This window comes from Naumannella huperziae (assembly GCF_054073625.1).
Genome location: NZ_JBSXPH010000001.1, coordinates 3122555 through 3146562, shown reverse-complemented (window position 1 = coordinate 3146562; position 24008 = coordinate 3122555). Strand labels below are relative to the sequence as shown.

General features: G+C 67.9%; 23 protein-coding genes and 1 pseudogene. 14 read left to right on the top strand and 10 right to left on the bottom strand.

The window, feature by feature from the left end; genetic code table 11:
• Positions 1 to 8: 8 nt before the first annotated feature.
• Entirely contained in the window at positions 9 to 1016 is a 1008-nt protein-coding gene (locus ACXDC7_RS15035) for a sugar kinase (protein WP_179445666.1), read from the bottom strand.
• A 493-nt stretch (positions 1017 to 1509) separates the two neighbouring features.
• On the opposite strand from ACXDC7_RS15035, the gene ACXDC7_RS15030 reads away from it, so the two are divergent.
• Positions 1510 to 2466 (top strand): sugar-binding transcriptional regulator, encoded by a 957-nt coding sequence (locus ACXDC7_RS15030; RefSeq protein ID WP_179445667.1) that lies wholly within the window; start codon positions 1510 to 1512, stop codon positions 2464 to 2466.
• A gap of 43 nt (positions 2467 to 2509) precedes the next feature.
• Here ACXDC7_RS15030 and ACXDC7_RS15025 read toward each other — a convergent pair whose 3' ends face one another.
• On the bottom strand, positions 2510 to 2953 hold the full coding sequence (locus tag ACXDC7_RS15025) for an Lrp/AsnC family transcriptional regulator (protein WP_459222608.1): 444 nt from the start codon (positions 2951 to 2953) through the stop codon (positions 2510 to 2512).
• The gene (gene ald / locus ACXDC7_RS15020) at positions 2950 to 4068 is read right to left on the bottom strand and encodes an alanine dehydrogenase (protein WP_179445668.1); all 1119 of its coding nucleotides are present in this window, start codon (positions 4066 to 4068) and stop codon (positions 2950 to 2952) included. The genes ACXDC7_RS15025 and ald overlap by 4 nt, the downstream gene beginning before the upstream one ends.
• Before the next feature lie 154 nt (positions 4069 to 4222).
• On the opposite strand from ald, the gene ACXDC7_RS15015 reads away from it, so the two are divergent.
• The 3 genes from ACXDC7_RS15015 to ychF all read left to right on the top strand — a co-directional run bounded on the left by ACXDC7_RS15015 (position 4223) and on the right by ychF (position 7211).
• The gene (locus ACXDC7_RS15015; RefSeq protein ID WP_459222607.1) at positions 4223 to 5482 is read left to right on the top strand and encodes a M18 family aminopeptidase; all 1260 of its coding nucleotides are present in this window, start codon (positions 4223 to 4225) and stop codon (positions 5480 to 5482) included.
• 161 nt (positions 5483 to 5643) lie between these two features.
• A complete protein-coding gene (locus tag ACXDC7_RS15010) occupies positions 5644 to 6069 on the top strand; it encodes a DoxX family membrane protein (RefSeq protein ID WP_218843858.1) in 426 nt (141 codons plus the stop codon).
• A gap of 50 nt (positions 6070 to 6119) precedes the next feature.
• Positions 6120 to 7211, top strand: a complete 1092-nt coding sequence (ychF, locus tag ACXDC7_RS15005; protein ID WP_459222606.1) for a redox-regulated ATPase YchF — start codon at positions 6120 to 6122, stop codon at positions 7209 to 7211.
• Positions 7212 to 7990: 779 nt separating this feature from the next.
• Here ychF and ACXDC7_RS15000 read toward each other — a convergent pair.
• The gene (locus tag ACXDC7_RS15000; RefSeq protein ID WP_459222605.1) at positions 7991 to 9328 is read right to left on the bottom strand and encodes a hypothetical protein; all 1338 of its coding nucleotides are present in this window, start codon (positions 9326 to 9328) and stop codon (positions 7991 to 7993) included.
• Positions 9329 to 9687: 359 nt separating this feature from the next.
• Here ACXDC7_RS15000 and ACXDC7_RS14995 point away from each other — a divergent pair, with 359 nt between their 5' ends.
• The gene (locus tag ACXDC7_RS14995; RefSeq protein WP_459222604.1) at positions 9688 to 9936 is read left to right on the top strand and encodes a type II toxin-antitoxin system Phd/YefM family antitoxin; all 249 of its coding nucleotides are present in this window, start codon (positions 9688 to 9690) and stop codon (positions 9934 to 9936) included.
• Positions 9933 to 10349 carry a PIN domain-containing protein gene (locus ACXDC7_RS14990; RefSeq protein ID WP_459222603.1) on the top strand — a complete coding sequence of 139 codons (417 nt, stop codon included), beginning with the start codon at positions 9933 to 9935 and terminating at the stop codon, positions 10347 to 10349. Before ACXDC7_RS14995 ends, ACXDC7_RS14990 begins: the two co-directional genes overlap by 4 nt.
• 324 nt (positions 10350 to 10673) lie before the next feature.
• On the opposite strand, the gene ACXDC7_RS14985 is transcribed toward ACXDC7_RS14990, so the two are convergent.
• The gene (locus ACXDC7_RS14985) at positions 10674 to 11333 is read right to left on the bottom strand and encodes a haloacid dehalogenase-like hydrolase (protein ID WP_459222602.1); all 660 of its coding nucleotides are present in this window, start codon (positions 11331 to 11333) and stop codon (positions 10674 to 10676) included.
• A 347-nt stretch (positions 11334 to 11680) separates the two neighbouring features.
• On the opposite strand from ACXDC7_RS14985, the gene ACXDC7_RS14980 reads away from it, so the two are divergent.
• The 4 genes from ACXDC7_RS14980 (at position 11681) to ACXDC7_RS14965 (ending at position 13818) form a co-directional block, all read left to right on the top strand.
• Positions 11681 to 11833, top strand: coding sequence for a type II toxin-antitoxin system RelE/ParE family toxin (locus ACXDC7_RS14980; protein ID WP_459222601.1), 153 nt, complete (start codon positions 11681 to 11683; stop codon positions 11831 to 11833).
• A gap of 5 nt (positions 11834 to 11838) precedes the next feature.
• Positions 11839 to 12144, top strand: a complete 306-nt coding sequence (locus ACXDC7_RS14975; protein WP_459222600.1) for an XRE family transcriptional regulator — start codon at positions 11839 to 11841, stop codon at positions 12142 to 12144.
• A gap of 194 nt (positions 12145 to 12338) precedes the next feature.
• The gene (locus ACXDC7_RS14970) at positions 12339 to 12680 is read left to right on the top strand and encodes a GmrSD restriction endonuclease domain-containing protein (RefSeq protein ID WP_459222599.1); all 342 of its coding nucleotides are present in this window, start codon (positions 12339 to 12341) and stop codon (positions 12678 to 12680) included.
• Positions 12673 to 13818, top strand: a complete 1146-nt coding sequence (locus ACXDC7_RS14965; RefSeq protein WP_459222598.1) for a hypothetical protein — start codon at positions 12673 to 12675, stop codon at positions 13816 to 13818. The genes ACXDC7_RS14970 and ACXDC7_RS14965 overlap by 8 nt, the downstream gene beginning before the upstream one ends.
• 354 nt (positions 13819 to 14172) lie before the next feature.
• Here ACXDC7_RS14965 and ACXDC7_RS14960 read toward each other — a convergent pair whose 3' ends face one another.
• Positions 14173 to 15177 carry a helix-turn-helix transcriptional regulator gene (locus ACXDC7_RS14960; protein WP_459222597.1) on the bottom strand — a complete coding sequence of 335 codons (1005 nt, stop codon included), beginning with the start codon at positions 15175 to 15177 and terminating at the stop codon, positions 14173 to 14175.
• 83 nt (positions 15178 to 15260) lie between these two features.
• On the opposite strand from ACXDC7_RS14960, the gene ACXDC7_RS14955 reads away from it, so the two are divergent.
• On the top strand, positions 15261 to 17507 hold the full coding sequence (locus ACXDC7_RS14955; RefSeq protein ID WP_459222596.1) for an ATP-binding cassette domain-containing protein: 2247 nt from the start codon (positions 15261 to 15263) through the stop codon (positions 17505 to 17507).
• A gap of 40 nt (positions 17508 to 17547) precedes the next feature.
• Here the strand turns inward: ACXDC7_RS14955 and ACXDC7_RS14950 are convergent, their stop codons facing one another.
• The 3 genes and pseudogenes from ACXDC7_RS14950 to ACXDC7_RS14940 all read right to left on the bottom strand — a co-directional run bounded on the left by ACXDC7_RS14950 (position 17548) and on the right by ACXDC7_RS14940 (position 19048).
• Positions 17548 to 17955 (bottom strand): arsenate reductase ArsC, encoded by a 408-nt coding sequence (locus tag ACXDC7_RS14950; protein ID WP_179445684.1) that lies wholly within the window; start codon positions 17953 to 17955, stop codon positions 17548 to 17550.
• A 79-nt stretch (positions 17956 to 18034) separates the two neighbouring features.
• A pseudogene (locus tag ACXDC7_RS14945) lies at positions 18035 to 18292 on the bottom strand (arsenic resistance protein); the annotation flags it as partial.
• 27 nt (positions 18293 to 18319) lie between these two features.
• Positions 18320 to 19048 (bottom strand): methyltransferase domain-containing protein, encoded by a 729-nt coding sequence (locus ACXDC7_RS14940; protein ID WP_459222849.1) that lies wholly within the window; start codon positions 19046 to 19048, stop codon positions 18320 to 18322.
• A 165-nt stretch (positions 19049 to 19213) separates the two neighbouring features.
• Here ACXDC7_RS14940 and ACXDC7_RS14935 point away from each other — a divergent pair, with 165 nt between their 5' ends.
• Positions 19214 to 19603: an ArsR/SmtB family transcription factor gene (locus tag ACXDC7_RS14935; RefSeq protein ID WP_459222595.1), complete on the top strand. Its 390-nt coding sequence runs from the start codon at positions 19214 to 19216 to the stop codon at positions 19601 to 19603.
• Positions 19604 to 19607: 4 nt separating this feature from the next.
• Here ACXDC7_RS14935 and ACXDC7_RS14930 read toward each other — a convergent pair whose 3' ends face one another.
• A complete protein-coding gene (locus ACXDC7_RS14930) occupies positions 19608 to 21035 on the bottom strand; it encodes a glucose-6-phosphate dehydrogenase (RefSeq protein ID WP_459222594.1) in 1428 nt (475 codons plus the stop codon).
• Between the two features lie 136 nt (positions 21036 to 21171).
• Here ACXDC7_RS14930 and ACXDC7_RS14925 point away from each other — a divergent pair, with 136 nt between their 5' ends.
• Both ACXDC7_RS14925 and ACXDC7_RS14920 read left to right on the top strand, forming a co-directional pair.
• On the top strand, positions 21172 to 21855 hold the full coding sequence (locus ACXDC7_RS14925; RefSeq protein ID WP_179445688.1) for a type 1 glutamine amidotransferase domain-containing protein: 684 nt from the start codon (positions 21172 to 21174) through the stop codon (positions 21853 to 21855).
• On the top strand, positions 21852 to 24008 hold the full coding sequence (locus tag ACXDC7_RS14920) for a penicillin acylase family protein (protein ID WP_459222593.1): 2157 nt from the start codon (positions 21852 to 21854) through the stop codon (positions 24006 to 24008). The genes ACXDC7_RS14925 and ACXDC7_RS14920 overlap by 4 nt, the downstream gene beginning before the upstream one ends.

The following is a 24008-nucleotide window of genomic DNA, read 5'->3' as shown; positions in this document are numbered from 1 at the left end:
GCGCCGCCCTAGCGGACGATGTCGGCGCGTCGGGCGACGATCAGATCGTCGGCGCTGAGGTGGGTGAGGTCCCCGTGATGGGTGAGCGCGAGGGCGGCGGCCCGCAGCCCGGTCCCGATACCCGCATCCACATCGTCGTCCAGCCAGCCGTGTAGTACGCCCCCGATGAAGGCATCGCCCGCGCCGGGGCGGTCGCGTACCGGCACCCAGCGCACCGGGTGCGAGCGCAGCCCCTCCGCGGACGCGCGATGCACCCCGGCGGTGCCGTCGGTGGTGATCACCGTCTCGATGTCGAAGCGCTGCTGCAGTTCGGCGGCGACCGTCGCGCCGGCGTGCGGGATCCGGAGCACGGTATTGGCGTCGGTCCGCGAGCAGAACAAGATGTCGATCCGGGACAGCCAGGGGGTGATCGTGGCCCGGGCGCGGTCGGCGGACCACAGTTGATCGCGGTGATTGACGTCCAGCGCGACCGCAACGCCGTGCCGATGGGCGAGGTCGATCGCGTGGTCGACCACGCCGGCCGTCGCCTCGGTCAGTGCGGCGGTGATCCCGGAGACGAACAGCACGCTGGTGTCCAACAAGACATCCCAGTCGAAGTCGTCGATCGCGAGATCGCGGAACGGGGTGTGCTCGCGGTCGTAGCGCACCCGGGCGGGAACGGCGCCCCCGTTGGGTTCGAGGAAGTACAGCGCCACCCGGCCGTCGCGGCGCAGCGCCTGGGAGGTGTCGACGCCGACCGCGCGGTACTCGCGCAGAATCCGGTCGCCGAGCTCGCCGTCGGGCACGACCGTCGCCCATGCGGTACGCCGTTGCAACTGCGCGAGCAGGCCGGCGACATTGGCCTCGGAGCAGGCAGCGGTCACGCGGAGCCGGTTCGTCGTGGCCAGGCGATCGCCGGCCGGAACCGTGAGGCGGAGCTGGCCCTCACCGAAGGTGCTGACGTCGAAGCGGGTGTCGTCGGCGCCGGCGGGATCGTCGGGCAGGGCTCGTCGCGCGATGCCGTGGCTGCCGGTCATGGCCGCCCGGTGATCACATACATGTGCCTGCCCCCGTGTGTCGCGCCCGCCGTCGATGATCGGCGGGGCCGCGCGGGCCCGGTCGGCGGGTCCCGCGTGGGCTGACGTTACTCGGCCTGGAGCGGGCGGCTGCGGAGGCTGGCCGGGAGGCAGCGGAACCGCCGCGCGGATGACGCGGCGGCCCGCAGGAACGCCCGACTCGACTGGCTGTGATGACTCCCCCCGGAGCAGCCACCGTCTTCTCGGCGTGGCGATGCCGGTCGCACAGATGTGCCCGTCGCCTGGTTCGCCGCAGGTCATCGCTGACCCGGCGGGTGGGCCGTTCGGGGGCACACGCTACGTTGCGTTCCGGTGATCCAGCCAGTTGGACACTGAACGTATGTTCACGGATCGGCCGAGTGGCCGCGGTTGGAAGGGGTATTGCCGCGGGGGCCGGTGGTTCCGCACACAATTTCGGGGCCGGTGTGGCGGATGTGGCGGGGGAATGGGGGAGATGAGCCGGGAGCGGGTGCTGTTGCTGTTGCGCGTCGCGCGGCACTACTACGAGTTCGGCTGGGACCAGGCCCGGATCGCCGAGGTCGAGGGTGTTTCGCGGCCGACGGTGTCCCGGCTGCTCGCGGAGGCGCGGCGGCGAGGCATCGTTCGGATCGAGATCGGGCATCCGAGCGAGCGTGCCATCGAGCTCGAGGAGCGGCTCGCCCGGCGGTACGCGCTCAGCGGCGGCGCGCGGGTGGCCGCCGTTGATCCCGGTGCTCCTCTGAACTCTGCCCTCGGACAGGTGCTCGGCGAGATCCTGCAGGAGTGTGTGGCCGATGACTCGGTGATCGCGGCCTCCACGGGCGGCACCGTTTCGGAGTTGATCGAGGAACTGCCGAGCTGGCATCGGCCGGGGGTGGTGGTCGTCCAGATGATCGGCCTGCTCGACCAGGCGAACCCGATCATGGACGGCTCCGACATCGCGCGCCGGCTGGCACGGGCGTTCGGCGGCACCCACCGGGTCCTACCCGCCCCGCTGATCGTCTCCGATGCGCGGGTGGCCGGTGGGCTGCGGCGGGAGAGCGCCGTCGCGACGGCGCTCGCGCTCGGGTCGCGGGCCGATGTCGCGGTGGTCGGCATCGGCGCCACCGGATCGGGGCGGACGAACATCTTCGACGGGTTGCTCGCTCCCGCGGAGGAGGCCGAGATCGCCGAGCTCGGCGCCGTCGGGCACATCCTGGGCCGGCACTTCGACGCGGACGGCCGCTTCCTGGACCATCCGATCCACCAGCGGCTGATGGCCGTATCCGCCGAGCGACTCAGTGAGATTCCGTGCGTGATCGCGGCGGCCTACGGCCCGCAGAAGGTACGCGCGATCACCGCTGCGCTGTCGGCGGGGTGGGTCGACTGGTTGATCACCGACGCCGACACCGCCAGCACGCTGGTCGACGCGGAACCACCGGCGCCCGCCTGATCAACCCCGCTTGATCAACTCCGCTTGATCAACTGCCGGTCGGTCAACGGTCGATCCGCAACTGCGGCCCGACCGCATGTCGCAGATGCACGAAACTCTCGGTGGCGGTCACATTCTCCAGCGACCGGATCTGCTCGATCACGGTCAGGAACTCCTCGTCGCTGCGGCAGGCCACCTCGGCGAGCAGGTCCACCGAGCCGGCGGTGAACACCACCGAGGTGACGCTGGGCAGCGCGGCCATCCGCTCGGCGATCGGCTGCAACGGGCCGTCGGTGCGTACCCCGATCGTGCCGCGCCGGTCGAAGCCCAGCGCCGCGGGATCCGGCACGGCGACGATCCGCATCAGCCCGGATTCGATCATGCGGGCCACGCGCTGCCGGACGGCCGCCTCCGACAGTCCGACATCCTTGCCGAGGGCCGCATAGGAGCGGCGCCCGTCGCGCTGCAACGCGACCAGGATCGCGCGCGAGACCTCGTCCGGGCTCACTCGGCGAGCACCTGTGCCTGCGGGGTCACGGGGATACCGAATGCCGCACCGACCGGCTCCTCGGTGAGCCGGCCGCCGTGGGTGTTCAGCCCCCGGGCCAGGGCCGGGTCGGCGCGCAGCGCCGGCAGCGTTCCCCGGTCGGCCAGCGCGGCAGCGTAGGGCAGCGTGACATTGGTCAGCGCGCGGGTCGAGGTGTGCGGCACCGCGCCCGGCATGTTCGCCACGCAGTAGAAGATCGTCTCGCCGACGCGGTAGGTCGGATCGGAGTGCGTGGTGGGCCGCGAGTCCTCGAAGCAGCCACCCTGGTCGATGGAGATGTCGACGAGCACCGCGCCCGGCTTCATCTTCTGCACCAGCGAATGCGGGATCACGGTCGGCGCCTTCGCGCCCGGAATCAGGACGGCGCCGATGATCATGTCGGCCTCGACCGCCTGCTGCTCGACCTCCCACGGCGTCGAGACCAGCGTGCGTACCCGATTGCCGAAGATCTTGTCGGCCGCTCGCAGTTTGTCGACGTTGAGGTCGAGCAGGGAGACGTCGGCGCCCATCCCGACGGCGATCTGGGCGGCGTTCATGCCCGCCACGCCGGCCCCGATCACGACCACGCGGGCCGGCGCGACGCCGGGCACGCCGCCCGGCAGCACGCCGCGGCCGCCGTAGGGACGCATCAGTTGGTACGCCCCGGCCTGCGGCGCCAGCCGTCCGGCCACCTCGCTCATCGGCGCCAGCAGCGGCAGTTCGCCGGTCGCCGTCTGGACGGTCTCGTAGGCGATGCCGGTGACCTGCTTGTCGAGCAGTTCGCGGGTCAGCTCCGGAGCCGAGGCCAGGTGTAGATAGGTGAACAGCGTCAGGCCCGGCCGCAGTCGGCCGAACTCCTCGGCGACCGGTTCCTTGACCTTGAGCACCAGTTCGGCCCGGCCCCAGGTGTCGTCGGCGCCCGGCACGATCTGCGCGCCGGCCTCGGCGTACTCGGCGTCGGTGATCGCCGAGCCGAGGCCCGCGCCGGCCTGGACCAACACCTCGTGGCCCCGACGAGTCAGTTCGCTGGCCCCGGCCGGGGTCAGCGCGACCCGGTACTCGTTGTTCTTCACTTCGGTGGGTACGCCGACGCGCATCTGCTTCTCCTTCGAGGCGGTTGCTTGCCTCTCATTGTCGGCTGGCCATGGGCAGATGTGCAATGGAATCGGTGGGACTTTTCATCCTCGACCACGCATCCAGTTGCAGTCGCGCCGATTCGGTGCGGATTCGGAGGGCTCTAGAGTCGCGGTCATGGATGCACCGACCCGTGATCTGGCCGACTTCGTGATCGCCTCGCCGACCTCCTTCCACGCCGCGGGCGAGGTCGCGCGACGGCTGCGGGCGGCCGGCTGGGCCGAGCAGCGGGCCGACGAGCGGTGGGATGCCGCCCCCGGCGGGCATTTCCTGGTCCGCGGCGGGGCAGTGCTCGCCTGGTGGGTACCCGAGGGCGCGGGGGCGGCGTCGGCGTACCGGATCGTCGGCGCGCACACCGACTCACCCGGGTTCAAGCTCAAGCCGAACCCGCAGTTGCGGCGGTTCGGTTGGGACCAGGTGGGGGTGGAGATCTACGGCGGGCCGCTGCTGGCCAGTTGGACCGATCGCGATCTCGGGTTGGCCGGGCGCGTGGTCGACGTCGAGGGCAACGAGGCGCTCGTCCGGACCGGCGCGATCATGCGGATCCCGGAGCTCGCGATCCACCTCGACCGCTCGGTCAACGAGCAGGGGTTGAAGCTCGGCCGGCAGGCGCACACCGCGCCGGTCATCGGCCTGGGCGAGCGCGACCTGGTGTCGACACTGCTCGACGGGTCGGGCCTGCCCGGTGATCCGGTCGGCTTCGACGTGTACGCGTATGACACCCAGCCGCCCGCGGTGGTGGGCGATGCCGGCGAGTACTTCGCCAGCGGGCGGCTGGACAATCTGTCCAGCGTGCACGCCGGGCTGACCGCGTTGCTGAATCATGATCAGGAGGCGGGTGATCATGGTCCGGACATCCGGGTGCTGGCCGCATTCGATCATGAGGAGGTGGGCAGCGGGAGTACCACCGGCGCCTCGGGTGCGCTGCTGGAGGGTGTGCTGCGGCGTACCTCCGGCGCGCTCGGTGCCGACGGTGATCAGCACGAGGCGATGCTCGCGCGGTCCTTCCACGTGTCTTCTGATGCGGGGCACGCCGTGCATCCGAACTATGCCGAGCGGCACGATCCGGCGAACCATCCGCTGCTGAACGGCGGCCCGCTGCTCAAGATCAACGCCAACCAGCGCTATGCGACCGACGGGCCCGGCGCCGCCCGATGGGCGCAGGCATGCCACGCGGTGGGGGTCGAGCTGCAGCCGTTCGTGTCGAACAACGACATCCCGTGCGGCAGCACGATCGGTCCGCTGACGGCGACGCGGCTCGGCATCGACACGGTCGATGTCGGCGTACCGCTGCTCAGCATGCATTCGGTGCGGGAGTTCGCGGGTACGCGCGATCTCGCCGGTCTCGCCACGGCGCTCCGCGCGTACCTGTGGTGAACGGTTCCTTTCTGGTCAGCAAAATCCGGGGGCAGCGGGAACGGAGTACGGCAGGCTGTCGTTCGAAGTGTTGAAATGTCAACCACTGACCGAAAGGGCAGCAACCCATGAACCAGTCCGCGACAGACTCCCCCCAGGCAGGCCGCGGCAGGATCGAAGATGTGGCACGGCTCGTGCTGCGCGGCGTGCTGGGGATCGTGATGATCGCCCACGGCGTGCAGAAGGTGAGCTCCGGTGGTCTCGGTGCCGCCGGGGCCTCGTTCGAGCGGATGGGCATTCCCGGTGGCGCCGTGTTCGGGCCGCTGGTCGCCCTGCTCGAGCTGGCGGGCGGGGCGGCGATGCTGCTCGGCCTGCTCACGCCGATCGTCGGCGCGCTGTTTGCGCTGACGATGCTCGGTGCCGCGGTGCTGGTGCACGGCGGCAACGGGTTCTATGCCCAGGCCGGCGGGTATGAGTTCGCGCTCGTGCTCGCGGTGCTCAGTGCGTATCTCGCCGTGGTCGGGCCCGGCCGGCTGAGCGTCGACTCGCGGCTGCTCGTGCCGGTGCTGCGCCGGCGCGGGGACCGGGCGGTGCCGGCGGGCGCCTGAGCCCCGGCGCGGATGGGAGAACGCCGCGCCGGCCATTAGTGTTGGCCGGCGTGGCACTCACCATCGGAATCGTCGGCCTGCCAAATGCCGGGAAGTCGACCCTGTTCAACGCCCTGACCCGCAACAACGTGCTCGCGGAGAACTATCCCTTCGCGACGATCGAGCCGAATACCGGCGTGGTCGGGGTGCCGGATCCGCGGCTGAAGGTGCTGGCCGGCATCTTCGGCTCGGAGAAGATCGTGCCCGCCACCGTGACCTTCGTCGACATCGCCGGGATCGTCCGCGGCGCGAGCCAGGGCGAGGGGATGGGCAATGCGTTCTTGTCCCACATCCGCGAGGCCGACGCGATCTGCCAGGTGACGCGGGTCTTCGCCGATCCGGACGTGACGCACGTGGACGGAGCGGTGAATCCGGGGTCGGACATCGAGACGATCAAGACCGAGCTGATCCTTGCTGACCTGCAGACCATCGAGCGGGCGCTGCCGCGGATGGAGAAGGAGGCCCGGATCAACAAGGACCGGGCGGAGGCCGTCGCCGCGGTGAAGGAGGCGCAGGCGGTGCTCGAGTCCGGGCGTACCGTCTTCGAGGCGGGGCTGGACCGCGGACCGCTGCGGGATCTGTTCCTGCTCACCGCCAAGCCGTTCCTGTATGTCTTCAATCTTGATTCCGACGAGTTGGCCGATGATCAACTAAAGGAGCGCCTGCAGGCGCTGGTCGCGCCCGCCGAGGCGATCTTCCTGGACGCCAAGATCGAATCCGAGCTGGCCGAGATGGAGCCCGACGAGGCCGCGGAGTTCCTTTCCGACATGGGAATCGCCGAGCCAGGGCTGGATGTGCTCGCCCGCGTCGGCTACGACACCCTGGGTCTGCAGAGCTATCTGACCGCCGGCCCGAAGGAGTCCCGCGGCTGGACGATCCCCAAGGGCGCGACCGCGCCGCAGGCGGCGGGCGTAATCCACACCGACTTCGAGAAGGGCTTCATCAAGGCCGAGGTCGTCACCTTCGATGATCTTGTCGCCGCCGGCTCGATGGCCGAGGCCAAGGCCAAGGGGAAGGTACGCCTGGAGGGCAAGGACTACGTGATGGCCGATGGTGATGTGGTGGAGTTCCGTAGCGGAATAACCTCTGGCAACAAGAAGTGACTGTCCCATGTGCCTGAATCCTGCTTCGTCTCCGGGCGTCTTGTGAGTTTGACGGCGGCTAGAAAGCGGGTCCGTCAGAGCCGGAAGGGTTGGGCATGGGTGGAATGGACTGGTACTGCCAGTTTGATGGTCGAGATCGCCCGGCAATCGAAGCGATGCGAGCGGCTGGGCGGCGCAGATCGCGCCAACTGGGGGTTCGCTGGGCTTCGTCGGTTACTGGCGATCAGTGTGGAGTCGTGGTCGATGGGCGGTGGTGGTTGATCGACCTGTTGATCGCTAGGTTGGCTCGCGATCTGCCTACTATCTGCGAGGCGGTTGAACTCCCTCACAGGAGCCCGACCGACCGGCGCGGGCTTGGTCGGTCCTTCGCCCATATTGCTGCGCAGTACCGATTCAGCGAGTCCGACTTCCATCCTGATGGCTGGGTGCCGAAACTCGTGAGCAGATCGAGCCCGCCGTGGGAGACGACAGTCTTCGGCTTCTCCGCCCCGAACGCGCCTGACCTAGAGACTCGCTTGGATGTCACGGCTCAAATGCTCGTCGGCTGGGAGTTCAACGAGGTGGCTCCAGAGGTAATGCTGGAAGAGTTGCACACTGCCGCAGAACTCACGCTGAAGCGTGTCCTCTGGGGCAGGTACCGGCGACAAGGCTCGTTTGCAGAGAACGTCGATCTTGCCGAGGAACGGGGCATGCTGCGACTCCCCGGAGTACGGGTCAATCGCTGGTCGCTTCGTGCGGTAGAACACGACAAGGGTGTGACGGTTCGCGACTTACTCATCTCACTGAAGGACGCCAGGAAAGTGGCTCGGCACGAGGCTCGTGATAGCGCTCTGGCGTGGCTCCAAGATTGGGTTGTGGGAGCGGGCGAAGTCCTCGAAGTTCTCGCCGAAAGAGCGTGGACTGCTGGAGGCGCGGGCGATCCGGCCACAGGAGTAGACAACCGACCCGCCCGAAGCAAGTCGGGCTAGGGGTGCGCCGTGCCCTCGTCTCTCGTCATGTGGGGAAAACCCCACCACATGAGCCGCCAGTCGCCTGCTTGGTTCGGGGTCGCGACGTGCCCGTCTCACGTCCCGGCAAAGGCGCATGTACACCAGCGTTCCTTCGCCGTTGAGGTAGGTAGCCATCCCCCTGTCGGACTCCGCGATTGCGGCTCGGGCTTCGGATTCCTCCTCGGCGCTGCTGAACTTCACGGGTAGCCAGGTGTCGACCTTCTCCTCGGGGATGTTCTGGTCCAGCGTGCGGAGAAGATCAGCGCGGTAGGGCTCGCTGACCGACCGCTCCAGTCCCTCGATGAGGTGCTTGGCGATCACAACCAGTCCATGCGAGCGGTGGGAGAAGTTGTCGTCGGGGTCGTCCGGCCACGGGCCGGCGTTCAAGATGACGTCGAAGGAAACGTTGGGGTTGCCGGCGAACGACGCTCCAGCCGAGTCCTTGTGGAGGGTGAATCTGGCCAACCGCTTGGGCTGCCCCAGTGGACCTGCTGGGTCGATCTCGGTCTCCTCGATGCGCACACCGTCTGGAAGCTCAGGTTTGGGATCGGCTTCGGACGCCCATGCCGTGAACAACCGACGCTCGCCATGGGAGGCCGCCCAAGCGCTCAGCGCCTCAAGCCCGGCGGCGAGATGGGCCATGTGACGGGCGATCGTCCGCGTGGACTCGGCCTCAAGGCGTTCGGTGAACGGTTGGAGGAGCCGGAGGGCACGGACCTGGTCCGGGCGAAGGCCTCTCAGGTGCCCATGCCTAGGAAGAGAATCGAACTCCGAGGGTCCAGCGACGAGCGGCATCCGGTGAGCCTCGGGCTCGACAAACCCGATCGGGCGGCAGACAGAGTTTGCCGCAGCAAGAACGCACGCGTCCAGTGCGGCCTTGATGTCACGGAGGAAACCGGCCATGGCTTCATCCGCCTCGCGTTGAAGGACGTCAGCGGGCTCGAAGGAACACCGCAACTCGCGGATCCCAGGGTCGGGAGACTCGACCCATGCGGAGAATTGCTGGTCGGTTCGCATCGAGTTCCAGATGGCGTTGATGCGAGCGCGGTCGGCCCGGGCACGGGCCAGATGGCCCCGAGCGACCGCGAAAACGGGTCTTGGGAGCAAATCGTCGGCGGTGTCCTCCACGGGATCAGCGTGCCGGTGAGCGCTGACACTCCGGTCTCGCCACGCGGTGTCGACGACGCTTGAGAACGGGAGGCCATAGCGTCGGATCTGGTGCGCATCGTGAACCGGTTGACACCTGGATCGTTACGGAAGAGGACCAGTTGGTCGATGTCGTCCTTTCGTCGCCACTCGAAGGAGGAGCCGGCTGGCTCGTGCGGGCCAGGGGTTGATGACTGTCACCGGTGCAGTGTGTTTCCCCACTCTGCCGACAGCAAGTGAAGTGCGCTGGTGCTTCCAGCGCTGCGCCGGGCGCTCGGCCTTGGCTCTGAGCAGGCCGGGGAGTATCGTGTAGGTATGTACCTACACGTGAGGTGGTGGCGATGACGACGATGACTGCGCGCGAGTTCAACCAGGACGTCAGTGCGGCCAAGCGAGCTGCGGTCGAGGGGCCTGTCGTGATCACCGACCGGGGAGAGCCGGCGTACGTGCTGCTGACGGTCGACGAGTACCGGCAGTTGCACGGTGACGGCAAGGATCTGGTCGGGCGGTTGAGCATGGACGAGGAGTACGACGACATCGAGTTCGAGCCCGCCCCGCTGCAGGTCGGCCTGAAGGTGCCCGAGCTGTGAAGTACCTCCTCGACACCAACGTGTTGAGCGAACTCCGGAAGCCCGAGCGCACTGCAGATCCCCGGGTGCGGGCCTGGGTTGCAGCGAGGAAGCCGTCCCACCTGTTCCTGAGTGTCATCACCGTTCTGGAGATCGAGATCGGGATAGCGCGACTCGAACGCAAGGACAGGCGACAGGCGCAGGCGATTCGTGCGTGGCTTGACGAGGAGGTCCTGGACAGCTTTTCGGGCCGACTCCTCCCCATCGATCTCGCGGTGGCGAGACGGACGGCCCATCTGCACGTACCCGATCCCAGCCCTGAGAGAGACGCGCTCATCGGCGCCACCGCCATCGAGCACGACCTCGCCGTAGTCACCCGCAACGTGTCTGACTTCGAGGGGGTGGGCGTTGCCGTCATCGACCCGTGGTCCTGATGGCCTTCGTGACGGGATGCGGTGGAGATGCCATGGCAGCGAGCATTCGTCCGGCAGTTCAGCGCCGCACAGCCTCACCGGACTGACGTCGCGAAACTGGCACCCTCCACGTCTGGCAGCGCTCCCAACTGCCGGTTGATTCGGTCCCAGATGGTTCTTCGTGTGGCGACTCGGTGGAGTTCAGATTTTCGAACTGACATCTTGCGGCGAGGCAAGGCCTCGGTCGGCAATGTCCCAGGATCTCTTGAGTCTCGATGAGATGTGGGCCCGAGAGTCGCTCTCGATGAGTCTGAGCGCAGCCTGCGTTGCGCAATGTTTCACGAGCTAGCTCAACGTCACGCCCGACCGGAGGAACTTGTCGTGCGTACGCGTGGATGCGCCGATGAGAACAACTCGCGCGGCCACCTGCGCCGTCGGCAGATCGGTTGTGGAGTCGGTGACGAACTCGGCGTCCTCGATGGATACGCCCATTTCGCGGAGTGCTTCCATCTTCCGCGTGCCGACCCGGTGGTCGGCTACTTGCATACCTGAAGCGGTTTCTGTGAGTGACGAGGCAGAGAGCGAGTCATACGGCACCGCGGCATGGTCGAGCAAGGCTGCAGCGAGGGAGCGCTCGGTGGCCGTGGCGACAACGATGCGCGCACCCTTGGCGTGTTGACGCCGTAGTCGGTCCACGGCCCAAGGGCGAATCCAACACGGGTCGCCTGCGATTCGCTTCCCGAATGCCCGGGCTTCGGCGATGTACTCCCGCTCGCGCAAGCCGGTCATAGCTATCTCCGCGACTCGCTGCGCAGCTTCGTGCCGACTGGTTGCGTCCCCTCGGAGCATGGGCATCGCCGCCATGGTGGCCCGCAGCAGCCGAAATGGTGCCCGGCGCAAGCGGTGGATGACCAGGGCGGTGAACGTATCCCTCCGGGTGATCACGCCGTCGAGGTCGTAGATGACCAGGCGGTGATCACCGTCCTCGTCGGTAGCTGTTCGCATAGTGCGGACGCTACCCAGACTACGGTGGAGTTTGCGGGGTCTTCATGATCTTTGCGGGGTCTTCGTGATCGAGGTGCCGTTGCAGGCGGAACTCGCAGGTTTGAACATACCTCTTGAGTTCTAGAATGCGTGAGTTGTATCCTCGTGTCGTGTGGGAGATCGACAGCGACCTCGTGGAGGAGTGGCTGCTCGGGCTCGACGACGACTCCTACGCACAGGTGATCGCGGCCTGAAGGTGCTGGCGAGCGACGGTCCGGCACTCGGGCGACCACTCGTCGACACGATCCAGGCGTCGCGGCACAAGAACATGAAGGAGCTGCGCCCCCGGGTCATCCGGCCGCAGCGAGGTGCGGATCCTGTTCGTCTTCGACCCGAAGCGACGAGCGATCCTGCTGCTCGGTGGTGACAAGCGGGGTCAGTGGCAGAAGTGGTACCGCAAGAACATTCCGATCGCCGATGGCAGATACGACGAACATCTGCGACGACTCAAGGAAAGGTGAGTGACATGGCCAAGACCCTCGATGACCTGCTCGCCAAGCGGCCTGCTGACCCGGAGAAGGTCGCGGCTCACGAAGCACGAATGCGCGCCGAGGTGCGCGCCTACCGGCTGCGGGAACTACGCGAGGCGCACAACCTCACCCAGACTGACGTCGCGCAACAACTGGCCGTGAGTCAGAAGCGTGTCTCGAAGATCGAACATGGCGACATCGAGCGCACGCAGGTCGACACGCTGCGCCGCTACGTGGAGGCCGTCGGCGGGACGCTTCGGGTCGAGGTCCAGGTTGGCGACGAGTCGTATCAAATCGCCTAGGCCCTCCACGTCCGTCAATGCTTCCACTGCTGGTTGATTCGACCCCAGATGGTTCTTCGTGGCGACGTGGTGGAGTTCCGTGCCGGAATACCCTCCGGAGCGAACAAGCAGTGAGCGGGGTGCCTGACCTCGCGACCCTCCGGGTGCGGGGTCTGCTTCAATGTTGGACACCTTGGCAGGTGGAAGGGGCCCTGATGATCAAGGCAGCGAACGAGTACCCGGTTCACACGCTCCGCGGCCACGAACGTAAAGGGCTGGACAGGACCCCTCTTCGCCAGCGCGAGTACCCCTGGTACAAGGCTCATTGGGAAGATCTCCTGGAGGACTTGATCGACGGTGCGCACCTCTTGGGCACGATCATCACCCTCGACCAGACCGTGGACACGATCGAGGGCAATACCGTGCACGTCGTCGACGGCAAGCAGCGTCAGACGACCCTGCTCCTCGCGGTGTTCAAGCAGCACATTGACGAGCTCCGCGAAGGCGTCCGGACCGGTTGCCTAGCAGGCTCACCTCTGGCGGCAAGAAGTGACTGAATGGTGGCAGGGCCTCTCAGCAAAGTGGTCATGGGAAGACCCGGTGCTTCTTTTGAGCGTTGTCACCATCTTGGTCACGGCACTCATCCCCGTCTTTATATGGCGGCTGGGTGCGAAGCAGTCAGAACGCGATCGCGATCTGAACGAGTTGCAAGCCAGAACGCTGGCGCGTCAAGAGCAGATCTCCCGACGGCAGCGACGTGACGCACTACTTGAGATCGTTGATCGATCCTCTGACGCCACGCACATCGGGCTTCTGTGGCGCGAAGTCCGTCAGTACGAGGGCGAGGATAGACGCCTGCTTCTCGCTATCTTTCGCGCCAACGTCGCTCTCGCGTTGCCTGGGACGTCCACTGGCGTGAGCGTCCCAGACGACTTCACTGAATCCGTCGTGAGTGACTACGTCAGCGGGCTCGAGCGTCGCTATGCGGAAGGCGCTCGCGGCTTCCATCCCTATCCTGGGCTGCTCGACTTTGTAGCGTCCGCGATGAATCGAGGGGTAGAGATCGAGACGTCGAAAATCGTCGCTCTTGTGACTGGAGTCACAGCAGAGAATCAGCGCCCGGGTCACGGATTTTACCGAGACCTGGTCAATGCGCTTCCGGATTCGGCAGGTGGCCTCTTGCACGCGGTTGAAAGGATCGATTATCGAGGTTCCGGCGGTCTCAGGCTGAATGTTCTGACCGGAAGTCTCCTTGCGGTCAAGGACGTGGAGGTCGGACGCTACACGCCAGGGTCGTCGACGCGCCCGGATGCGCTGAACGAGATTAGGAATAATGTCCCCGTGGCTCTCGCTTTCCTGCTTCATCGAGGCAACCTGCGCTCGTTTGATCAATGGTCATCAGAAGGCTCGACCGAGCCCGTCAGTGCTACGGTAGCTTGGCTCATCAGAGCAGTTGGTTGGCTTGCAGACGCCGACAACCACTTAGCGATGAGAATGGTTGAGAACCTTCCTGCGGTCATCGAATCGATTCCCCCTGAAGACCGAGGTTGGGGGATCGACGACCAAGACGTCTGGCAAGGTTTCACATGGATCAGGCAGAAGCAGCCAAACTTGTGGCAAGTCTACGGCGAGAGGTTGGAATCGGCTGCCACGAGAATTGGGCCTTGGAGGGCGGGGGAGTATGGTGACAACTGAAGGAAATGTCATGGCGGGAATTTTCGTGGCGCAATCGTGTTGGGTGGGTAGAAGTGAACCCGGACTATGGCAAGGAAGGTGCCTTCGATCAAGATGTCTACGGTCCATGCTGACTCCGCAGCTGGTGTTGCTCAGCATTTGAAGGACCTACCCAAGCTCACGCCGGGACCAGCATTGAAGCGAAGTGCGCCAGTTCGCACGGCGCTGACCAGGATTCGTACGTAACGGCTCGGGCGCCGGGCCGAGACCATCGCTGACCTCCGTGCTGGTCGTTGCCACGCACGTGCTCAAACCAAACTGCGGCGGGTTCGCGAGCCGACTGCACCCCCCAAACCGTTTGTCGGCGATGGGTCGTCACTCGTGATCTTTGGGCGGGCGTCTGTCGCGAGGCGGGGTTGGGCCTTTCAGGCCGATGCGCCAAGGTCCCTGAGGTTGCGCTCTCGCCGTCGACGCGGCGAAGCGCTCGATCGCCTCGGCCCATGCGATGGGCTCGTCGATGGTGAAGGCGCACTCCAGGTGGCTGAGGTGGAACAGGAGCCAGCGCCAGTCGTCGCACCGCAGCGTCACGCGGGTCCGCTGTTCGCCCAGTACGTCGACGTCCATCGACTGAAAGGGGAGCGCGGCGGCTACCTCATCGACAGAGGTCGCGACCGTCACGACCGCCTTGCGGCTCGATCGTTTGACCGCCGCCTTCACCCGGTCGAGGGCCGCGTCCTCCGGCAGCTCGCGTGGCTGGAACGCCGTCGTGCGCACGTCGAGGTTGCTCATACGATCCGTCCGAAACACCCGCCAGCTTCCCTTGTCGGAATCCCACGCGACGAGGTACCAGCGCATCAGGTGGTGCACCTGGCGGTGCGGGTGGACCCGGCGCCGGGTGGCCCGCTCGCCCCGGCGATAGTCGAACCCGAGTTCTCGGCGTTCGTGGATCGCCGTGGCAATGCGTGTGATGTCGGCGATGTCGATCGTCGGTACGCGAAGCGCGTCCGCCTCCACACTCGCCCGCACCGTGGCAGCGGTCATCGCCAGGCGTGGCGGCAGGACCTGGTCGAGCTTGCCGTACGCCCGCGACATTGCGTCACCGATGCTGCCGGGGCGACCCTGATCGGCGTTCGCGTTCGCGGCCAGCGCGAGCATGATCGCGACCGCCTCGTCGTCGTCGAAGATCAGCGGCGGAATCGCTCGGCCCGCGGCCAACCCGTAGTGGCCGCCGGGCCCGGGAGCGGCGTCGACGGGGTACCCGTACTCACGAAGCCGATCGATGTCCCGGCGTACGGTCCGCTCGCTCACGCCGAGCCGCGCGACGAGTTCGGCGCCCGTGAAGCGACGCCGCGTCTGCAGCAGGGCGAGCAGATCGAGCATCCGCCGAGTGACATCGGCCATGCTCGAGGATGACACGAATTGCGGTCAGGATCCGGCCGGATCTGGTCCTAGCGTCGGCGAACATGACCGAGCGAGCCATCCGGGTCCGTCAAGCCACGACCAACAACCTCGACCGCCTCGACGTCGACATCCGCAGGAACCGTCTCGTCGTCATCGCCGGCGTCTCCGGTTCGGGCAAGTCGTCGTTGATCTTCGACACCATCGCGGCCGAGGCGGGCGCCGAACTCAACGAGACCTACCCGCCGTTCACTCGCAATCGCCTGCCGAAGTGGACGCGACCGGAGGTCGGGAGCATCGACGGGCTCTCGCCGGTCATCGTCATCGACCAGCGACGGATCGGCGGCAACGCCCGCTCGACCGTCGGCACGATCACCGACGCCTGGACGTATCTGCGCCTGCTGTTCTCCCGGCTCAGCGAACCGCACGTCGGCGAGTCCTCCGCATTCTCCTTCAACGACCCCGACGGCATGTGCCCGACCTGCTCGGGCATCGGCGAGGTCGTCCGCCCCGACGTCGAGAAGTTCCTCGACCGGGATCGCCGGCTCGACGAACGAGCGATCGTCCTGCCCGGCTTCGGAGACGGCCAGTACTGGTACCGCAAGTACGCCGAGGTCGGCGTCTTCGCCGTCGACTCGCCCCTGCGCGAGTGGCCGGCAGAGCACGTCGACGCGCTGCTCCACGGCCGACGGATCGCGTCGGCCCTCTCCGACGCCCTGCCTGCGGACTACGAAGGCGTCGTCGAGCGATTCGAGCGCATCTACCTGCGGACCTCCGACACCGTCTCAGAACACAAGCGCGCGACGATCGCCGAGTTCACGCACTCGGAGACCTGCCCCGATTGCAGCGGCGAACGCCTCTCCGAGGCTGCGCGCACCGCCACGGTCGACGGTTGCACGATCGGCGAACTCTCCCGTCTCGAGATTCCCGAACTCCGCGACGCCGTCGCCCGGATGCAGCGGCCTGAGGTACGCAGCGTCGTCAGCGCCCTGCTCGACCGGCTCGAAGCAATGGACACGATCGGACTCGGATATCTCCACCTTGCCCGCGCCACGTCGTCCCTGTCCGGCGGCGAGTCGCAGCGCATCAAAGCGGTCAAACATCTCGGCTCGAGCCTGGTCGAGATGCTCTACGTCTTCGACGAACCGACCGTGGGCCTACATCCGCACGACGTCGACGCCATGATCGAGTTGCTCGGCAGGCTCCGCGACCGTGGTAACACCGTCCTCGTCGTCGAGCACGATCCCGCCGTGATGGCCAGGGCAGACGAGATCATCGAGATCGGCCCCGGCCCCGGGAGCGCGGGTGGACACCTCATCTTCCAGGGAAGTTTCGACGACCTCGTCCGTTCCGACGGACCGACCGGCCGAGCCCTCAGGGCTCAGACGCCGACGGTGCCAACGCCCAGGAGGCCGGCCGGTGGGCTGACGATCGCCAACGCGACAACGAACAACCTTGACGACGTGACGGTCGACCTGCCGCTGGGAGTGCTGACCGTCCTCACCGGGGTCGCCGGGTCGGGGAAGTCGAGCCTCGCCGCCGAGATCGTCGCGCAGCACGGTGCGATCACGATCGATCAGAAGCCGGTGTCGCCGAATCGCCGATCGACTCCGATCACCTACGTCGGCATCGCACAGATCCTGCGCAGACACTTCGCGAGGATCACCGGCGCGCCCGAGGGCCTGTTCAGCGCCAATTCAGAAGGCGGCTGTCCGGCATGCAAGGGGCTCGGGATCATCTACTCCGATCTCGCGTTCATGGACGGGCAGGAGACGACCTGCCCGACCTGCCAGGGTACGAAGTTCACTGCCGAGGCGCGTGCCCACACCATCGACGGGCTCTCGATCGCCGACGTCGAGCGACTGAGCATCACCGATGCGATCGACCGGCTCGACGACCGGGCGATCCGGTCGCGGCTCGCCCACCTCGACCGGGTCGGGCTGGGTTATCTCGCGCTCGGGCAGCCGCTGAACACGCTCTCCGGCGGTGAGGCGCAGCGGGTGAAGATCGCCAAGGAGCTCAGGGACGCGACGGAGCCGAGTGTCTACCTTCTCGACGAACCGACGACGGGGCTGCACCTCAGCGACATCGCGCGACTCGTCGCGGTGCTCGATGATCTGGTCGACCACGGCCACACCGTCGTCGTCATCGAGCACAACCTCGAGGTGATCCGCGTCGCCGACTGGCTGGTCGACCTCGGACCCGGGCCCGGGCGCCACGGCGGACAGGTGCTCTACTCCGGGCTCGTCGATGGCATCGGCGACACGGCCACGGGGCGGGCGCTGCGCGACGCGTACCGTGGCAGAGCCTGAGGTTGCGCAGGGCCGCGGGGTACGACCGCCGGAGCGCTGATCAGACCTCGAGCAGACTCGCGACCAGCGACTCGACCCGCCCCCGGATTTCATCCCGGACCTGGCGGACCACCTCCAGCGGTCGTCCCGCGGGATCGGCCAGCGGCCAGTCCACGTATCGCTTTCCGGGGAAGTACGGGCAGGTGTCCCCGCAGCCCATGGTGACGACGACATCGACGCCCTCGACCAACTCGGGGGTCAGCCGGCGTGGCTGGTTGGCTGCGATGTCGATGCCGACCTCGCTCATCGCCGCCACAGCGATCGAATTGACCTGATCGGCCGGTTCGGTACCGGCGGAGAAGATGTGGATGCGATCACCGGCAAGCCTGGCCAACCATCCGGCGGCCATCTGTGAGCGCCCGGCATTGTGCACGCACACGAACAGGACGGCGGGGCGCTGGTCAGTCATCGGAGCTCCTGGTCCGGCCGGCGTCGGTCGGCCGGCCGGTGGTAACGCTTGCGCAGGGTGAGCGCCACATGGACGACTCGATGGCGACCGCGATGGTCAGTTCGAAGTTGTTGCCCGCGGCGGTGAAGGCGGGGGTCGTCGATCTGGCGTACCCCAGCGCGAGGATCCGGCCGAGGGCGAACCCGCCGCCCCACATCACGACGAAGTACGCCAACAGCGGCAGCGCGATCCTGGCCACATCGAGCAGACGGGATGTGATCTGTTCGCCCTGCAGCGCGAACAGGATGACGATGGTGAACAAGAGCCCGTAGAGGGCCCACGGCTCGATCCGGGGGAGCAGCCGGGCCCCCGTTGACCGTCCGGGTCACGCTGGCGGCTCTGCGTGTGCGGGCTTCCTCGCACGGATGAGCGCCGAGTGCATGCCAGGGGCTGCCTCGTGGGTGAACGAGATCTCGGCGTCGACGAAGCCGGCGGCGGCCAACCCGTCGAGATACTCGCGACGCGACAGGGCGCCGGCCATGCAGCCGATGAACGATCCGCGTTCGGCGCGGTCCGCCGGCGTGAGGTGGTCCTCGGCGACGACATCGGCGATGCCGATCCGCCCGCCCGGCGCGAGGACCCGGTGCATTTCGCCGAGCACGGCGGGCTTGTCGGTGGAGAGATTGATCACGCAGTTGGAGATCACCACATCGACCGCGCCGTCGGGGAGCGGGACATCCTCGATCGTGCCCCTGAGGAACTCGACATTGGTCGCGCCGGCTCTGGCCTTGTTTGCATTGGCCAGTTCGAGCATCTCGTCGGTCATGTCGACGCCGTAGGCGTACCCCCGGGGACCGACCCGGCGCGCCGATAGCAGTACGTCAATGCCGCCGCCGCAGCCGAGATCGAGCACCTTCTCACCCTCGTGCAGGTCGGCCACGACCATCGGGTTGCCACAGCCCAGGGAGGCGGTCAGCGCCTCGACGGGCAGCCCGAGCCGATCGTCCGTGCCGTACAAGGACGCGCCGAACACCTCGTCGGTGGGAGCGGCGCCGGCCGGTCCGCAGCAGTCCGCATCAACCGACGCCGTCGCATCGCTGTCACCGCGGGTCACGGCGGTCGCCGCGGCGGCGTAGCGTGCGCGGACCTGTTCCCGGGTCGCGTTGCCAGTCCTGGCCATGGCTCCTCCTGTCGCTCCGCTCAATCTATTGACGATCATCGATGCGACAATCCTGCGTTATCCATCGACGCTCGTCAATGTGTGGCGTACCATAGCGGGATGCGCGAGCCCCCCGAACCGGTGATCACGCCAGCGAGGATCGACGGCTGCGCGACGTCGCTGGCCGAAGGTGCGTTCGACGAGCCATCGGCTCGGCGACTGGCCGGCGTGTTCAAGGCACTCGGTGATCCGACCAGGGTGCGGCTCGTGTCGCTGATCGCCGCGGCCGAAAGCGCCGGGGCCTGCATCTGCGATCTGACCGGCCCGGTCGGCCTGAGTCAGCCGACGGTCTCCCACCACATGCGTGTGCTCGTCGAGGCCGGGTTGGTGGCTCGCCAGCAGCGCGGGAGGTGGGCTTACTACCGACTCGTCGGGGAGACCTTCGAGGCCCTGTCCGCGGGCCTCGACCGCGCTTTCGAGCGGGGCCGCGATCAGGCCGTCGATGCCTGATAGCTCAGTCGACGCTCGCCCATTGGCGGGCTCGCGGCCACGACTCCGGTCCGTCGGAGCCGGCGGGGTAGGTCTCCAGCGGCGTCTCGTTCGCCTGCCAGGCCCGGCGTACCGGGTCGATGATTCGCCAGCATTCCTCGGAGATGTCGCCGCGCACGGACAGCAACGGATCCCCGTCGAGCATCCCGGCGAGGATCTGCCCGTAGGGCTCCATCGCGCCGGGGCCGAGCGCCGCCGACATCGTCGTCGCCTCGATGTCTCGCCAGTCGTCGGCGCCATTGGTGGTGATCTCCAGCGCCACTCGGTCGGGCCCGAGATCGAGCACGAGCTGGTTCGGGATCGCGACCTGGCCGGCGCCGAGGCCCTCCGGCAGATGCGCGACCGGTCGGAACGTGATCATGATCTGGTGCCGGTCGGCGCCGAGAGCCTTCCCGCTGCGCAAGGTGACGGGTACGCCCGCCCAGTGCGCATTGCGTACCTCCACCGTCAGCTCCGCCAGCGTCTCCGTCTCGTTGCCCGGATCCACGTCGGGCTCGTCCACGTAGTCCGGCACGTTCCGCTCGCCGATCCGACCCGCGGTGTAGCGCGCCCGCCGCGAGGCAGTCGCGGGCTCGTCGGCCCAGATCCGCGTCGCGCGCACGACGTGCGCCAGATGATCACGCAGCTCGGTGGCATCGATCCGGGCTGGCTCCTCCATCATCGTCACCGCCATCACCAGCAGTAGGTGGCTCTGGATCATGTCCACCAGCGCGCCCGCGGTGTCGTAGTAACCCGCCCGGCCCTCCAGGGCGAGCGTCTCGTCGAAGATCACGTCGATCCGCTCGATGTTGTCGGCATTCCATACCGGCCGCCAGACCCTGTTGGCGAAGCGGAAGCCGAGCACGTTCAACACGGTCGACGTGCCGAGGAAATGATCAACGCGGAAGACCCGTTCCTCGGCCACGAAGCCGTGCAGCAGTTCGTTGAACGCCTTCGCGCTTGCCCCATCGGTGCCGAAGGGCTTCTCCAGCCCGAGCCTGATCCCGGACGGCAGCCTGATCCTCGCCAGCAGCTCGCAGGCCCCCTGCGCGATCCGCGGCGGCACCGCGAAATAGAGCACCGCCGGGCCGCCGATGGCGCCCAGCAGCCCCCGCAGGCTCTCCTCGTCGAGCAGGTCGACCGTCTGCCAGGCGGCCCGATCGGCCGTCTCGGCGGCAACCTCTGCCGGGCAGCCGGTGCTGGTCAGGGCCGAGCGGACGAGCTCGCGCCAGGCGCTCGTCTCCATCGGCTCGCGGTCGGCGCCGATGATCGTCACCTTGCGCTCCGGCTGGCCCGCCAGCAGCGTGCCGAGCCCGGGCAGCAGCAGGCGCGCGGTCAGATCGCCCGAGGCCCCGAGGATCACCAACGTGCTCGTCCGAGCGCCGGGTTCGTCCACTCCGCCACCTGCCGTCATCTCGCCCTCCGATCGTCGAGCCACGGAACCAGCGGCAGCCTAGCGACGGCGTTCCGGTCGCGACCCGGTCGGGGCCCGGGCGGCGCGCGGCGAGGGGTAGCGTGGTGGTTCCGACCCCGAGCAGAAGGAGCAGGTCATGGCCAAGATCCTGATCATCGTCACCAGCGCAGGGGAGTACGCCAAGGCCGGCTACCGGACCGGCCTGTGGCTCGGCGAGCTCAGCCACTTCACCGATGTCGTCGAGCAGGCCGGGCACGAGACCACCATCGCCAGCATCGCCGGGGGACGGGTGCCGATCGACCCCGAGAGTCTGGCCCACGACGTGCTCGCCGACGGCGGGACCGCCGAACGCTATGCCGATCGCGAGTACATGGATCGGTTGGAAGACACCGTCGCGGTGAGCGAGGTCAGTGCCGACGACTACGACGCCATCTATCTCACCGGGGGTCACGGGGTGATGTTCGACTTCGACGACGAATCGCTGGCGAAGTTGATCTCCGATTTCGATGCTCGCGGCAAGATCGTCTCCGCCGTCTGTCACGGGCCCGCGGGCCTGCTGCAGGCCAGAAGGGCCGATGGCGAATACGTGATCTCCGGTCGCGACGTGACCGGGTTCTCCTGGCCCGAGGAGGAGTCCGCCCAGCGAGCCGATGTGGTGCCCTACCGGTTGGAGGACGAGCTTGCCGACCGAGGCGCTCGGTATTCCAAGGCCGACGATCAGTTCGTCGAGCACGTCGTCACCGACAAAACGTTGATCACCGGGCAGAACCCGCAGAGCGCCCACGGCGTGGCCCGGGCCGTGGTCGACGCACTCGCGTGAGTCGATCGGCGACCCGGACCGGCGAATCGCCGCGGATCGAGCGCGATCGCGCCGGTATCGCCACGGTGATCGCCGCCACCGAGGACGACGCCTGGTTCGGCATGGGGTACGCCGCGGCGCAGGATCGGCTGTGGCAGTTCGAGTACGACCGGCGCCGCGCCACCGGGCGCTGGTCGGAGGTGATCGGCGCCGCCGGCCTGCCGGGTGATCGCCTCGCGCGGCGGATCGACCTCGCCGACGGGGCACGAGCCGATGTCGAGGCGATGGCGCCGGCCACCCGGCGCGCGTTCGAGCGCCACGCAGCTGGGGTGAACGCCGCCGCGGCCGAGGGCTTGGCGCCGGAGTACGCCGAGCGCGGCCTGGTGTTCGAGCCGTGGGAGCCGTGGCAGGCCGTCGCCGCGTTCAAGATCAGGCACGTGCTGATGGGGGACTGGCAGTTCAAGCTCACCCGCGGGATGTTGATCGCCGGGATCGGCGCGGAGGCCGCGGCCGCGCTCGACCCGCCGCTCCTGCCCGGCCTCGCGCTGACCGTGCCCCCGGGCGCGGTGCAGGGGCCGTTGGACGACGCAACGGCGGAGTTGATCATGGCATCGGGTCGCGAGGTGGCCGAGGCCGCCGAGCTCGGCTTCCTGGCCGAGGCCGGCGCGGGCTCCAATGTATGGGCGATCGGCGCCGAGCGTACCGCGTCTGGAAAGCCCTTGCTGGTCAACGACTCCCACCGCGCGGTGGACGTGCCCAATGCCTACTGGCAGGTGCGCGTGAGCTGTCCGGAGTTCGACGTGGCGGGCGCGACGTTCCCGACGCTCCCGGGCTGGCCGCACTTCGGCGCCAACGGTCGCCTCGCGTGGGCGATCACCCACGGCTCGGCCGACAACCAGGATCTGTTCGTCGAGGAGTTCCGCGATGCGGGCGCCGAGTCGCGGGAGGCGGAGGGCTGGGCGCCGGTGCAGAGCCGCACCGAGCGGATCGCCGTGCGTGGCGGCGCGGAGGAGTCGATCACCATCGCGCGCACGGCGCGCGGCCCGGTCGTACACGGCGACCCGGCGAGCGGCCGGGCGCTGTCGCTGTCCTGGGTCGCCACCGACCGCGTGTGCCGGCAGTTCGACGTGCTGCGGAGGATGATCGACTGCCGCAGCGTCGCGGAGCTGCTGGAGGTCCAGGCCGGCTGGGTGGACCCGGTGAACAACTTCGTCTGCGCCGATCGACGCGACATCGGCTACCGGCTGCGCGGCGAGCTACCGGAGCGGGCGCAGCCGGCGGGCATGTCCGCGCCGGTTCCGGCCCGGGCCGGCGGCTGGACCGGTCGCGTAACGGAGTCCGACCTGCCGCGGATGATCAATCCCGAGCCGGGCTGGCTGGCGAATGCCAACAACCTCGTCGTCGATGCGAACTCGGGGCCGTTGATCACCCGGTACGCGCCGTCGCCGTTCCGGATCGAGCGGATCGGCGAGCTGCTCGCCGCACGCGTGGGCTGGACGGCGGAGGAGGCGCGGGCGATGCAGCTCGACACGGTCTCGACTGCCGCCCGGCGGTGGGCCGCGGAGTGCGCGCGGATCGGCCCGCTGGAAGGGGATGCCGAGCGCACGCGGGCCCTGCTCGCCGCCTGGAACGGTGATCTTCGCGACGGCCGGCGCGCGGCGGCGTACGCCCGGTTCCGGCGCGCGCTGGCCGCGTCGCTGCTCGGCGAGGAGGCGGCCGGAGCCCTGCGGGGCGCGCCGGCCGACGGGGTCGCGGTGATCATGGTCCGGTTGGTGAATCGGGCGACATTGCGGCCCGCCGAGGTCGACCGCGAGGTGCTGGTGGGGGCGCTGGCAGCGGCCTGGCGTACCGATCCGGACGACTGGACCGACCTGCACCGGCTGCGGCCGACGCACACCCTCGGCGCGGGCGCCGGGTTCGCCGACCCGCCGGAGGTGCCGCTGCCGGGCGACGGCGACACCATCCGTGCCGCCGGTTATTCGCTGAACGCCGACGGGTTCGACGTCACCCTGACCACGGTCTATCGACAGGTGATCGACTTCGCCGATCCGGCGGCGTCCGGCTGGGTGATCCCCGGCGGGATCAGCGCCGACCCGACCGATCCCCACTACGCCGATCAGCTCGGGCCCTGGGCACGCGGCGAACTGCTGCCGATGCCCGTACCGGAATCCTGA